The 12284-nt window shown below is 65.6% G+C and carries 14 protein-coding genes; 13 read left to right on the forward strand and 1 reads right to left on the reverse strand.

Annotation, left to right across the window (positions count from 1 at the left end):
• The first annotated feature begins 99 nt into the window (after positions 1-99).
• The 11 genes from ACWKSV_RS18555 to ACWKSV_RS18605 all read left to right on the forward strand — a co-directional run bounded on the left by ACWKSV_RS18555 (position 100) and on the right by ACWKSV_RS18605 (position 8564).
• The gene (locus ACWKSV_RS18555) at positions 100-627 is read left to right on the forward strand and encodes a hypothetical protein (RefSeq protein ID WP_033967159.1); all 528 of its coding nucleotides are present in this window, start codon (positions 100-102) and stop codon (positions 625-627) included.
• 165 nt (positions 628-792) lie between these two features.
• Positions 793-1314: a DUF736 domain-containing protein gene (locus tag ACWKSV_RS18560; protein ID WP_033967161.1), complete on the forward strand. Its 522-nt coding sequence runs from the start codon at positions 793-795 to the stop codon at positions 1312-1314.
• A gap of 321 nt (positions 1315-1635) precedes the next feature.
• The gene (locus tag ACWKSV_RS18565) at positions 1636-2094 is read left to right on the forward strand and encodes a hypothetical protein (RefSeq protein WP_052192542.1); all 459 of its coding nucleotides are present in this window, start codon (positions 1636-1638) and stop codon (positions 2092-2094) included.
• Positions 2095-2281: 187 nt separating this feature from the next.
• Entirely contained in the window at positions 2282-2758 is a 477-nt protein-coding gene (locus ACWKSV_RS18570) for a DUF736 domain-containing protein (RefSeq protein ID WP_024310589.1), read from the forward strand.
• Between the two features lie 268 nt (positions 2759-3026).
• A complete protein-coding gene (locus tag ACWKSV_RS18575; RefSeq protein ID WP_010409116.1) occupies positions 3027-3293 on the forward strand; it encodes a type II toxin-antitoxin system Phd/YefM family antitoxin in 267 nt (88 codons plus the stop codon).
• Positions 3294-3429: 136 nt separating this feature from the next.
• On the forward strand, positions 3430-3687 hold the full coding sequence (locus ACWKSV_RS18580; protein ID WP_062126514.1) for a hypothetical protein: 258 nt from the start codon (positions 3430-3432) through the stop codon (positions 3685-3687).
• A 690-nt stretch (positions 3688-4377) separates the two neighbouring features.
• Positions 4378-4716 carry a single-stranded DNA-binding protein gene (locus ACWKSV_RS18585; RefSeq protein ID WP_010409121.1) on the forward strand — a complete coding sequence of 113 codons (339 nt, stop codon included), beginning with the start codon at positions 4378-4380 and terminating at the stop codon, positions 4714-4716.
• 137 nt (positions 4717-4853) lie between these two features.
• Positions 4854-5327, forward strand: coding sequence for a hypothetical protein (locus ACWKSV_RS18590; protein WP_231472237.1), 474 nt, complete (start codon positions 4854-4856; stop codon positions 5325-5327).
• Positions 5328-5888: 561 nt separating this feature from the next.
• Positions 5889-6893: an SLOG family protein gene (locus tag ACWKSV_RS18595; RefSeq protein WP_010409124.1), complete on the forward strand. Its 1005-nt coding sequence runs from the start codon at positions 5889-5891 to the stop codon at positions 6891-6893.
• Between the two features lie 161 nt (positions 6894-7054).
• A complete protein-coding gene (locus tag ACWKSV_RS18600; protein WP_483666929.1) occupies positions 7055-7672 on the forward strand; it encodes a hypothetical protein in 618 nt (205 codons plus the stop codon).
• Between the two features lie 337 nt (positions 7673-8009).
• Positions 8010-8564, forward strand: coding sequence for a hypothetical protein (locus ACWKSV_RS18605; protein WP_010409130.1), 555 nt, complete (start codon positions 8010-8012; stop codon positions 8562-8564).
• 180 nt (positions 8565-8744) lie between these two features.
• On the opposite strand, the gene ACWKSV_RS18610 is transcribed toward ACWKSV_RS18605, so the two are convergent.
• Complete coding sequence (locus tag ACWKSV_RS18610; protein ID WP_010409132.1) at positions 8745-8963, reverse strand: hypothetical protein; 219 nt, start codon at positions 8961-8963, stop codon at positions 8745-8747.
• 635 nt (positions 8964-9598) lie between these two features.
• Between ACWKSV_RS18610 and ACWKSV_RS18615 the strand changes: the two genes are divergently transcribed.
• Positions 9599-9772 carry a hypothetical protein gene (locus tag ACWKSV_RS18615; RefSeq protein WP_154651477.1) on the forward strand — a complete coding sequence of 58 codons (174 nt, stop codon included), beginning with the start codon at positions 9599-9601 and terminating at the stop codon, positions 9770-9772.
• Positions 9765-12284: a type IV secretion system DNA-binding domain-containing protein gene (locus ACWKSV_RS18620; protein ID WP_483666930.1), complete on the forward strand. Its 2520-nt coding sequence runs from the start codon at positions 9765-9767 to the stop codon at positions 12282-12284. The genes ACWKSV_RS18615 and ACWKSV_RS18620 overlap by 8 nt, the downstream gene beginning before the upstream one ends.

Below are 12284 nucleotides of genomic sequence, written 5' to 3' on the forward strand. Positions count from 1 at the left end.
CCTCGCGACGATGCCGGCACCGGCTGCGCCGGAAGGAGAGAGGGACCGGATCGGCATCCTGGACATGGGGTCCGGGCATTTTGCCGAAAGGTCACGATCATGTGCATCGATCCCAACGCCGAGCCCGTCGCCTTCGCGCTCGACACCAAACTCTGCCACCTCCTGCCCACGCTGACCGAGCCGCACCGCGAAGCCATCGCCCAGGATCTCGCGCGCACCGCCATCTTCATGGCGACCGCAATGGCGGCCGACATGGCGCAGGACGCGGTGAACGGCCTCGTGCCGATCCCGAAGATGCCGACGCTCGGCAAGCCGCCCGCACCCGCGCTGGTCCCACAGGCGCAAACGCCGCGCGATACCGTGCTGCTGACCCCCGCGGTCGCGCCCGTCGTCACGATCAAGGCCAAAACGACCGACGTCACCGTCGCCGGCTTCGACCAGCGTCAAGGCTACACGTTCGGGATCGACAACAAGTCCGACCGGCTGATCGACATCCGCCACGCCGGCAAATGCTGGTGCATCGATCCGAGCGACGAGGCGACCGACGTCGTCAGCCGCGCGATCGGCGCGCTCGCCGCGGCGCACGCCGATATCGGCACCGCGCTCACCGACCAGCTCGCCCACTGAGCACCGACATCGTCCGCCTGCCGCACGATCCACCGTCCGCGTGAAGACGCGGTCGGTGAGGGGCGCTCATCGCGCCCTGCCCGGCCGAAGGGCCGGGGAGGGGAGGAGGATTGAAGATCGGTGTCGAGGACATGGGGTCCAGCACGACATCACAGGAGACACGTCATGAACATCGGTCAGATCAAGCAGAACGACGCGGGCATTTTCATGGGCCGCATTTCCACCCTCGCCGTCGCGATGACGATCGCGCTCAAGCCGGTCCAGTCGTCCAACCCGCGCGCGCCGCGCTACGAGATCCACGCGCTCACCCCGGGCCGGACGTGGGTGCAGGTCGGGGCGTTCTTCGAACTCACCTCGAACAACACCGGCGAGGCGTTCCTGAACGGCCGCATCGACGATCCGTCGCTCGCCGCGCCGCTGCAGGTCTCGGCCTTCCGCCAGGACGACGGCTCGTACAACGTCGTGTGGCAGCGCGCCCAGAAGCGCCGCGATGTCGGTGCCGCGCTCGGCGTCAAGGCGGATGACGATCTGTCGCCGCCGTTCGGCGCCGATGGCGGCCCGGTCGGCAACGGCCCCGATCACGATGCGGGCACCACCGACAACGGCCTGGGCGAAACCACCGCCCCGGTCGAGGAGCCGGTCGGCAAGGGCCGCGGTCGCCGCCAGCGCGTCGCCGAGGACGCCTGATCCACCCCCGGTGCCGTGCACTCCCTCACGGCACCGCATGGCGCACGGGCGCGCCCCCTTTCGCTCCCGCACGCCGAAACTCGGGGCGACGCCGGCACACGGCGTCGCCCTTTTTTTGCTTCATGGGCTCCAGTCCCGATTCAACACCGTATCGGATCGATAATTTAGCTATTCCTTCGCTTTATCGCCGTATAAGCACAGGATATCGCAGTTCGAACCTGGGCCACGCTCAAGGGAAGGGGGTGATGAATGGATAGCCGGGCGAATGGTGATGACACCGCTCGCGGGACCGGCACGTCCACTTCATCACGAGGTCCCGACATGGCCGACCGCGTCTCCGTCTCCATTACGATCGGGGGGAAACTTCCCGCCGATCGACTGCCCGAACTGTACAAACTCGCCGATTTCTACGGCCTCTCGACCGAATGGGGGGGAGAACCGCTTGAATCCGTTACATCCGGCGAACCCCTGCGCCTCCATGCTCACGAGGTCCAGAACGGCAATATCGAGGATATCGAGGACTTCTGCTGCACCAACGACCTTCCGTTCAGGACGTGGTCGGGAGGCTCGCCCGGGTCGTTCTCGCCCGAGGTTCGGGTCTGGCCAGGTCATGGTCCGCGCGCGATATTCTCGGCCGACGACAACGAAAGCGTCGTGCTGACGCTTCAGGAATACAATGCTCTAGGTGACCTCGCCGCGATCGGTGAGCACTTCCGGTTGGGTGGCTTCAAACCGCCTGCGCTCTCCATCGTCCCGGGAAAGCCTGAGACCGATAGCTAACAGCGCCATCGGCACATCCTCCTGACCTAGCCCGATCCGCGTCCCGCACGCACCACCGTCCGCGTGAAGAACGCGGTCGGTGAGGGGCGCTCATCGCGCCCTGCCCGGCCGAAGGGCCGGGGAGGGGAGGAGGATTGAAGATCGGTGTCGAGGACATGGGGTCCAGCACGACATCAGGAGACACGTCATGAACATCGGTCAGATCAAGCAGAACGACGCGGGCATCTTCATGGGCCGCATTTCCACCCTCGCGGTCGCGATGACGATCGCGCTGAAGCCGGTCCAGTCGTCCAATCCGCGCGCCCCGCGCTACGAGATCCATGCGCTCACCCCGGGCCGGACGTGGGTGCAGGTCGGCGCGTTCTTTGAACTCACCTCCAACAACACCGGCGAGGCGTTCCTCAACGGCCGCATCGACGATCCGTCGCTCGCCGCGCCGCTCCAGGTCTCGGCCTTCCGCCAGGACGACGGCTCGTACAACGTCGTGTGGCAGCGCGCCCAGAAGCGCCGCGACGTCGGTGCCGCGCTCGGGGTCAAGGCGGACGATGGCGAACCCGCGCTGCCTTTCACCGCCGATGGCCGTGACGTGGCGACCTCGGGCGCAGGCGATGACACCGGAGACGGGCTGGGTGCCAGCACCGCGCCGGTCGACGAGAGGGTCTGACCGGCATCGGGCGGCGCTGACGCGTCGCCCGTATCGCCACCTCGACGGGGATCGCTTCATCGCCGAAGCGGTCCCTGTTGCCGTTAGTGCCTGTTGCAGCCGCGCGGTCCGTGGTGTACGGATTGTCTTCCGTTTTACGGAAGATACGGATTCCCATGTAACAGAAAGATGGCCGTTACAACATTGGCAGGACCAGATGAGGGTCCCATCCTGGAGGGACGCAGGGCTTAATCGATCCCCGGCCGCGTAACGAAAGATGAGGGAAACCATGACCCCTACAATCGAAAAGGCCAGATCGACCGACGTGTCGAAGCGGTTCGGCTTCTATTACGACGAGGCGATGACGCATCCGATCGCAATCGAGCGCAACGGCGCTGCCCGCGTGGTCATGCTACCCGCCTCCGAGTTCGAACGCTTGTCCCGCCTCGATCACCTCGCGCTCTCGCCGCAGGAGTTGAGCGATGAAGCCATCCACGCCATCAGGACCGCGACGCCCAGCGCCGGGTCCGTCCAGAACGATCAGTACGTCGATTGAACCGCAAGCCGGTGACCTGATCTGGTATTTCTACCTCTGGCGGCATGAACATAACCGGGGCGACGAGGACGGCTCGAAACTCCGCCCCTGCATGGTGGTTGGCAGCTATCGCTCAGCCGGAAGGCTCCGTGTCCTGATGGTGCCACTGACGACGCGCGATTATTCACCGGCTGCATCCATCCCTCTGCCGCCGCGATTCATTGAGGCCTTCGGCCTCGATGACCGATCACGCATCGTGTGGGACGACGTGAACGATTTCGCATGGGTCGGACCCGACGTTCGCGCCGGTAACGACGGTAGCACCATCATCGCCGAGGTGCCGAGCCGCATCGTACAACGTGTCGCGGCGCTGATCGTCGAGCATCGGATCACCCCCACCCGGCGAACCGAGTAGGCGATCGATCCTCGCCAACCCGAAGGGCGGCGCCCGCAGACACAGCCCGGTTCGCTGGCCGAGTGGAAAGATCATCACGATCGGCGATGATCCCGCAGCCGGGCGGCGCGTAAAGCCGTCGCTGTTCTGCCAGCGGGTATCGGCAGGCGTTTGCCCCCTATGGCGATGAGGACGCCCAGGTCCGATGCGGTTGCCGGCGATCGCCCTGGCGAGGGTCGGCCGTCGGGCGACCTTGCGGCATCCGGTCTCCTTGCCGGTGCGTCGTCGCCCGGGCGCGGCCGTCCTTGTCGAGCTTCGGAGCGGCACCACGTCGGTCAGCGAGCGACGCTGGCGGCACGCCTGCCTTCGCGCCGGGTCGTTCGGGGGTACGGGTCAGGCGACCGACATGAGCGGTTCACGAGGTTTGTCCATGGCAATGCCTGCGGGAACCTTGGGCTGATCGACGGCCCATCCGCCGTTTCGTGTCACCTGCGCCGCGCCCCGGGGCCTCGCAACCCCTTTGGCAGGGCCGTGTTGCCGCGCTTCGCGCGGCTGCCCGCACCACCCCTGCAAAAGGGGTTCCCCTCCGGTCGACCAGGCCCGCCGCCTGCGCGCCGGCCCAGCTCGCCCTCCGGTGCGACGCCCCGAACCGCGACGCCCTTCAGGTGACACCGGCGGACGGACCGCCGACCAACCCAAGGAGGCAATGCCATGAACAACGTGAACCTCGTCGGCCGCCTGACCCGCACCCCCGAACTGCGCGAAGTCAATCGCGCCACCAGCGTCGCGACCATCTTCGTGGCGACCGATCGCCCGAAGCTCAACAAGGACGGCCACACCTACAAAGGCGACGACGGCTTCACCGTCAAGGAGACCGAATACCACAAGGTCACCTGCTTCAACGGCCTCGCCAAGGCGATCGCCGGCAACCGCAAGAAGGGCGACCTCATCGCCATCGAGGGACGCCTGCACTACACCCGCTGGCAGGACAGCGACGGCAACGACCGCTACGGCTGCGAGATCATCGCCGATCGCGCCGAGTTCTACTGACCGGCCAGCGAACCGGGCGGCGCCTGCGGGCGTCGCCCTTCGCGCATGCTTCTTCATCGCCAGCTCGGACGCTTCGGCCACGTTGCTTCGCACCGCGGCCTTGCGCCCGCGCGCGCTCACCTGAAAGGTCCGGCACCATGACCGTCCAGCGCGACATGTTCGACGGCGACCCGTTCGCGCCCGAGCCGATACCTACGGCACCGGACCCGGTCGCTCGGGTCGACGAGCCGGCACCCGCCGGCGGCGACCACGACGGCAATGCCGTCGCGCTCGCCCCGCTGGCGGTGCCGTGCGGCTTCCGCAACCGTCGCAATGAACCCTGCCGGCGTCTCGCCGAGCGACCCATCCTGATGAACGGCCAGCCCTTCGTCCATCGTGGTCACCAGCTGCTCCAGTGTCCGCGTTCCTGCTGGCTAGACGATGACAGCGCGGTCGAGCCGGACATTGCTGACCGGATCGGTGAAGATATCCGGTTCGCAACCGAACCGGATATCCAGACCGACCCGCACGGCGAGGACCCCGATGCCAACCGCGATCCAGACGACCCGGGAATCCAGGAGATGCCGGATTACGATGCCGGGGATGACGGTGGCGAGTATGAATGGGACTGATCCTGCTGATCCTGCTGTGCTGGCTGTGGGACGGCCGTAGAGGGGCAGGGCGGGGCGTCCCGCCTTGTGGGCGGGACCGGGCTCTATTCGGCCCTGGCGGGCCTCACGGAGCCCCCTGGCGGGGTCTCCGCCCTGCGGGTGACGATCCCTATGCCGGCGCCGGGCGTCCTGCGCGCGGGCGGCGGCAGCTGGCTCGCCCTCCCGGGCTCACTGGCGCTGCCTTTGCGGCGCTGCGCCGTGCCGGCGCATCACCGCCGCCCGTGCTCGGTCCGACCCGGCGTGCCCACCACAACATAATATTTTCTCTCTCTGTGATGAGGAAGTCTGGCATGCGGGGTTGGCGGGCCGTCAAGGACGCGCGGTCCCCCCAATTTTCACGCACCCTTCCGTCTCCGCTTCGCTCCGCCTCCAGGGCACGAGAAAATCGGCTCCCCCGCGCGCGAGCGTTAACCGGGGTCCGCGACCCTGCGGGCCGCGGCTTCCCGGTTAACGTCCCTGACCGCCCTGACCGCCGCATGCCGGATGAGATTCCTCACCGAGAGAAGGTGAGATTTTCAACTCATGGAGGCTATCATGACCAAGTACAGCAACTTCAACGACATGGGCCGCGCGATCAACGAGCGCCGCGCCGACGAGCACACCACCGAGACCTATCAGGGGGCGTTCATCGAGGCGAGCGAGATGGCGAAGCTTTCCATCGTCAGCGAAGCCGAGAAGCTGGACATGCCCGACCCGGAGCAGGCCGCACACGCCGTCGAGCAGATGCTGGCGACGATGTTCGACGTGTTCCGCGACACTCGCATGGAGGAGTTCGCCGCCGACCTCGCATGGGGCTTCGTCAACAGCTTCCACATGGTGGCCAAGCGCATCGAGGGCCGTGAGGATGACGCCGCCAAGAAACTTGGCGACCTGGTGCGCAGCTACGACCCCTCGGAGATCTACGCGGTGGAGCTCGAAGAGACCCAGCTGCTCTGCCAGACCCTCGAGAATTGCGCCGAGGCGATGCGCTGCATGCGGGACCACGCCGGGAACGTGTATCGCGTCGAGACCGGACGGCCCTTCTCGACCGTCCGCGGCAGCAGGGTGTCGTCCAAGCTGACCGCCTCGATGATCGACGGTGCCGACTATCTGGCGGCACGCGCGGCAAAGCGTCGGGACGAGCACAACCCGAGCGGCCCGATTGTCGCCTTCTCGGGCGGCATGGAATGGCACGACCACGAGCAGCTCTTCGAACGCCTCGACCAGATCAAGCGTCGCATCCCGTCGATGGTCCTGATGACCACCGCCATGAACAAGGGTGCCGACGCCATCGCAGCGTCGTGGGCGGCCTCGCGCGAGGTCAAGCTGGTGCGCATGTTCCTCGACAAGCGCCACGGCAACCGGGGCGGGTTCCTCCGCAACGACCGCATCGCCTCGCTGCGTCCCGTCGAAGCGATCGTCTGCGAAGGATCGGGCGTCCAGATCGACTTCGCTCGCAAGTTGCGTACCGCCGGCGTACCGCTCCACGTCTTCCGCAAGGACGGACAGGCACCGGTGCAGCCGAGCCAGCGCAGCCGCCGCGCCTGACGCACCCACGGAAGGGCTCCGGGCAACCGGAGTCCTTCCCCTTTTTTACGTCGCCCTGGGCGGCGCTCCGGGGCATCGAGCCCCATCGCGCCGCGTGGGACTGACCTATCGGTCGATCACGCCACGTTGCCCGCTCGGCACGGCTCGCTCGCGGCAGGGCAATGCCGTCGCATTGCCACTGCCAGCTACGCCTCGCCGGTGCCGGGGTCGATACCGACACCCGTCGCATCGCCTCGCTCGCTTTGCGGTCATCGCTGAATGCGATGACCAGCGCGCTACGCCTCGGCCGATACGACTGGCGATCGTCGTTGAACACCAATCGGCACGCCTCGCTTGCTTCACGGCGATCCCTTCGGATCGCCGGTTCGCTACGCATCGCCGTGCCGATCGCGTTGGCTTATCGACCGCGCCGTCTCGCTCGCATCGCGGCCACGCCTGCGCGTGTCACGCTCGCTACGCATCGACCGGCGCGGTTCAACCGGCGTCACGCTTGCGGCATCAGCACGGCTCGCTGGCGGGCGCGGCGATGCCGTCGCATCGCCTGCACTGCCGCTGCGCATCGCGCCGTGCCGATCGCACCCATTGATCGGCCACGCCGTCTCGCTCGCATCGCGGCCACGCCTGCGCATGTCGCGCTCGCTACGCATCGACCGGCGCGTCTCACCCGGCATGTCGCTTGCCGCATCGGCACGGCTCGCTGGCGGGCGCGGCGATGCCGTCGCATCGCCTGCGCTGCCGCTGCGCATCGCACCGTGCCGATGCCATCGCGCAGGAGCTGACCGGCACGGCTCGCTCGCTTCACGGCGATCCCTTCGGATCGCCGGTTCGCTACGCCTCGCTCGTGCCGATCGCACCCGCTTATCGACCGCGCCCGTCTCGCTCGCATCGCGGCCACGCCTGCGCGTGTCGCGCTCGCTACGCATCGACCGGCGCAGTCCGACCGAAGCCCGGCTCGCTCGCGGTGCCGCAATGCCTGCGCATTGCGAGCACCAGCTACGCATCGCTCGGGCACCCGGTCCTGCGGACCGACCCATGACCCCGTGATCGGCCATGCCGATCCTGACGGATCGGAAGGGGAGGGGAACCGGAGATGATGGTTCCAATGGGAGACAGACCATGTCGATCACCTTCTTCCTCAGCGTCGATCGCAAAGCCGACGCCGCGCCCGCCGTCATCACCGCCCGCCAGCTTGCCGCGTTCCGCGCCTTCGCCCGCGAACGTGGCCAGCTGCTCGAAGACGAGGATGATGACCCGCTCGTGTCGTGCTCGTTCGAAGCTCGCGTCTGCCCCTGGTCGCTCGCGTCGATCTGCGCGATCTTCGATCACGATGTGGGTGTCATCGCCGTGGTCGAGGAAGCCCAGTTCCGTGGCCTCAACGTGCGCTTCTGGCACGATGACGCGACCCGCACGATCACGATGCGCGTCGCCAGCACCCCGGACGGCGCAGCGGAGATCAATCTCGCGAACGGCAACGCCTTCCACGTCCTCGACGCGCTACGACTTTCGGACGATAATTGCGGCAGCATGCCCATCGGGCAACTACGCGAAACACTCGGCCAGCCCTATGTTCGCCGCGACCTTGGTCGCCTCGATGGTCGTTACCTCGAACGCTTCGACACCCTCGCTGCTCAGGCCGACACCAGTGAAGGGATACGCATGGTCTGGGGATAGCCTCCCTCCAGTCGCCATCGCGTCGGGGAGCATCGGGCTTCGCCTCGATGCTCCCCATTCTTATGCCTGAATGGACCGAAGCTTCGCCAACTCGGCCCAAGCATTGAAAAGGGGAGCGCCTAACGGCAGCTCCCCTTCTATTTGCATGATGGGCTTGAGCCCGCTTTCGCGCTGACCCGCTTACGCGGTCAGGCGCTTCACGGTCTCGGCGATCCCGAGTTTCTTGATCGCTCCAATGATCGCGCTGAACTGGGCAGGATCGGCCTTCATCAACCCCGACCGTTCCACCTCCTTCAGCAGCTCCGAACGCTCACGATCGGCCAGTTGCTTGCGGCGTTCGTTGAGCCGCTGTTCGTCCGCCTCAAGCTGTGCCCGTTCCTGCTCGATACTCCGTGCCATATGACCTGCCTTTTCTGATCGTGGATCGGCCTCCATTTCCCACGATGCCAGCACCGCTCCACCGGCACAATAGCGACACTCATAATCGCTCGCTGGTCCGGCTTTACCGGACCAGCATGAGGCGACGGACACTGACCTTCGGCCAGGTCCGTCGTCGGGCGGGATTGCTCCGCCCAATACCCTTCGGTCCAGTCCGGTGGTCGCCTGCCTGCGGCGCTTACTCTCCCGGAACCCAGTCCAATGATCGGACATCCAGCCATGATGCCACCACCACCGCGACAGTCCCTAAGGATTTGCACACCGTACGCGGCACGCCGCAGGTTAAGTGTCTGTAATTGCCGGTGTTTGCAGGGGCAAACATGTTTGCCCCTGCAAACGCCTTGGTGGTTCTCCCCTAAGCGCTTGAGAACGCGCGAAAATCCCTGTTTGCAGAGTGAATGCGTTTTCACTCTATACCTCGGGACCAGGCTGTAGTATTTTCCACTCTCCGAAAACCCCACCAGCCACTTTCAAGTGGGTGGTGAATGTCTAACTCGACGATAGCCTTCAGACTTTCGTCTGAAGAGATTGCGGCACTTGATCGTGTAGCCGCGAAACGGTCGTGCTCCCGGTCTGAGGCCGCGCGCACTGCGCTCATGTTCGGTATCCGTTTCGCTGAGGCCGAGCATACTTTCAACATCACCCGTGCGGTCCTCGTTCTCGAGTACATGCAGGCGGCGATCGACGTGATTATCACACGCGATCACGGCGACGTCGTACCCCAGCTTCGCGAAGCCGCGAAGGAGCGCCTGGCGACGTTCCATGCGTAGCGGCGACATCCGGTTCAACGGTCAGGCGGCGACCGTAAAGCACCATTCCGCGCGGGGGCGAATCACCCGCAACTCGGGCAATTTCACCCGCGGTTCGCAGCTTCTCGCCAGTCAGTACAAGATGACCTGGGCAGGCCTCCAGGTGCCCATCTGGATATGGCTGGGGACGTTCATCGTCCTGTTCAATATCTTCGTCTGGCTGGGCCTCGCCGAGCATGAGTTCCAGCTCGACCTGATGAAGCTCTATTCCGCCATCTGGACGTGGGTCGGCGGGGACAAATTCCACCTCATCAACCTGACCTTGCGAAACGGCATCGTGACCAAGGTTCCGATCGGCTACGTCCCCTACGAACCCCATGTCGTTCATGCCTGGGCGAAGACGGTCAAGATCTTCCTGACGACACTCGTCATGTCGGCCTTCATCGCAGCACCGATCATCATGTGGTTCATCATGTGGGCAAACAAGCGCGGCAGCGACATGCTCCAGGAACGCCACAACCGCGGCGCCCTGTTGGTCGAGCGTGACATGCTCGTCAAAACTGTCAGTGGCCACAACCGGCGCAAGTTCCGCACCGAGTGCGCCGAACACGATCCGCCGTACGTCCCCGAACTCGTCGCCAAGGCTCCGATCCTCGATCGGATCGACCGGGGCATCCACGTTCCATACACGATCGCCGGCATCCCCTATCCGTGGCGGCTCGAACAGAGCCATACCATGCTCATCGGCACCACCGGCACCGGCAAGACGACCCAGCTGCGCAGCCACGTCTCGCAGCTTCGCGCGCGCGGTCATCGCGCGGTCATCTTTGACCTGACCGGCGTGTTCGTGGAGACGTTCTACAACCCAGAAACCGACGTCATTCTCAACCCTATGGACGAGCGTTGCGCGCCGTGGACGCTGTTCGACGAATGCCGCAACTATGCCGACTTCGTTTCGGCCGCATCGGCCCTCATTCCCTCGCATCCCGACGACAAGGAACCGTTCTGGCAGAACGCCGCGCGGATGCTCTTCATCGAGATGTGCCTGAAGCTTCAAGAGATGGGTGAGGCGAACAACGCCGCGATCGCGCACCACCTGATGCAGGCCGATCTGAAGTCGATCAACGCCAAGCTCGATGACACCATCGCCGCCCCGCTGACGACCGAGAAAGCCGCCCGCATGGCGGAATCGATCCGCTCGGTTCTGAACGTCAACGGACAGGCGCTACGCTTCATGCCGGACCCTGTCCCGGGCGGCCCGCCCGCCTTCTCGATCCGCGACTGGATCGCGACCGACAATCGCGACGGCTCGATCATGTTCATCACCGGCTCGTACAACGACCTCGAGATGACCCGCGGTCTGTTCACGCTGTGGATCGACCTGGCCGTCAACAACCTCATGCGCCTGCCCAAGACCCGTGACCTGCGGACCTGGTATCTGTTTGACGAAGTCCATGCGCTTCACGCGCTTCCTGGTATCGAGCATGGCCTCCAGTCGGCCCGCAACTTCGGCGGTGCGTTCGTCCTTGGGATCCACTCGTTCGACAAGCTGGTCGCGACCTATGGCTTGCAGAACGCGACCGCGCTCACCGGACTTGCGCGCACCAAGCTGATCCTCGCCACCGCCGATCGAACCACAGCCGAAAAGTGCTCCGAGTTCATCGGCAGCCGCGAGGTTCGCCAGATGGATGAGGCCTACAGCTACGGCTACAACAACACCCGCGACGCCTCGACCCTCACGCCTCGCACGGCGATCGAGCCGCTGGTCATCCCCGACGACATCAACAACCTGCCGTCGCTCCACGGCTTCGTGAAGTTTCCCGATGGATTTCCTGCTGCGCGGATCGAACTCAAATACCGCTCCTATGCCGAGGTCGCGCCGGGGGCGGTGCCCCGCAAGAACTTCAAGCCTACCGAATACGTCTCGCCGGAAGACCGGCGTCGTCAGAACACCCGGAACAATGGCGCGGATGAGGGGGGTGAGGGTGGCCGCGAGCATACCCCCACACGGCCTGTGGGGGGCGTGGAGGCGAAGGAAAGGCAAGAGCCGGACCTGACCGCCTCGCAGCCCGAGAAGCCGCGTAGCGAGGCTGAAAAGGCGGCTGCGGCGATGGAGGTCACCGGGTCGCTGCCGGTGGTGATCGATCAGATAACCGGCAAGGGCGTCGCCAGCAGCCCGACCGGCGTCGATGCCGTCCGCGCGTCGGATGCCGCAACGAGGGTCGGGGGCGAACCTTCCAAGCCTGTGACGGGAGGTTCATCCAGTCTGGATGCCCAACTCGGCGGCATGGGCATGTCCCTGATCGAGAACCGTGCGGGTCCGCAGAGCGGGGTGGATCCGACGCGCGGCGAGGCGTCACGCCATGCCCCGGAAAGCCGGTCCGATCGCGGTGATGCCGATCGCCACGAGGACCAGGCGACCCGCGAATTGCGCGATGGGTTTGCGACGCAGCGCGACCCCGATCACCACCATCGTCATCACGGCCCGGATCATTCGCCGGAGATCGATGACGACATGGACATGGGGATGTAG

The sequence above is a fragment of the Sphingomonas sp. SphC10 genome, from assembly GCF_057004845.1.

Coding starts and splice junctions, on each gene's coding strand:
- ACWKSV_RS18555 (WP_033967159.1), top strand. CDS start 100: ATGTGCATCGATCCCAACGCCGAGCCCGTCGCCTTCGCGCTCGACACC.
- ACWKSV_RS18560 (WP_033967161.1), top strand. CDS start 793: ATGAACATCGGTCAGATCAAGCAGAACGACGCGGGCATTTTCATGGGC.
- ACWKSV_RS18565 (WP_052192542.1), top strand. CDS start 1,636: ATGGCCGACCGCGTCTCCGTCTCCATTACGATCGGGGGGAAACTTCCC.
- ACWKSV_RS18570 (WP_024310589.1), top strand. CDS start 2,282: ATGAACATCGGTCAGATCAAGCAGAACGACGCGGGCATCTTCATGGGC.
- ACWKSV_RS18575 (WP_010409116.1), top strand. CDS start 3,027: ATGACCCCTACAATCGAAAAGGCCAGATCGACCGACGTGTCGAAGCGG.
- ACWKSV_RS18580 (WP_062126514.1), top strand. CDS start 3,430: ATGGTGCCACTGACGACGCGCGATTATTCACCGGCTGCATCCATCCCT.
- ACWKSV_RS18585 (WP_010409121.1), top strand. CDS start 4,378: ATGAACAACGTGAACCTCGTCGGCCGCCTGACCCGCACCCCCGAACTG.
- ACWKSV_RS18590 (WP_231472237.1), top strand. CDS start 4,854: ATGACCGTCCAGCGCGACATGTTCGACGGCGACCCGTTCGCGCCCGAG.
- ACWKSV_RS18595 (WP_010409124.1), top strand. CDS start 5,889: ATGGAGGCTATCATGACCAAGTACAGCAACTTCAACGACATGGGCCGC.
- ACWKSV_RS18600 (WP_483666929.1), top strand. CDS start 7,055: ATGCCGTCGCATTGCCACTGCCAGCTACGCCTCGCCGGTGCCGGGGTC.
- ACWKSV_RS18605 (WP_010409130.1), top strand. CDS start 8,010: ATGTCGATCACCTTCTTCCTCAGCGTCGATCGCAAAGCCGACGCCGCG.
- ACWKSV_RS18610 (WP_010409132.1), bottom strand. CDS start 8,963: ATGGCACGGAGTATCGAGCAGGAACGGGCACAGCTTGAGGCGGACGAA.
- ACWKSV_RS18615 (WP_154651477.1), top strand. CDS start 9,599: ATGTTCGGTATCCGTTTCGCTGAGGCCGAGCATACTTTCAACATCACC.
- ACWKSV_RS18620 (WP_483666930.1), top strand. CDS start 9,765: ATGCGTAGCGGCGACATCCGGTTCAACGGTCAGGCGGCGACCGTAAAG.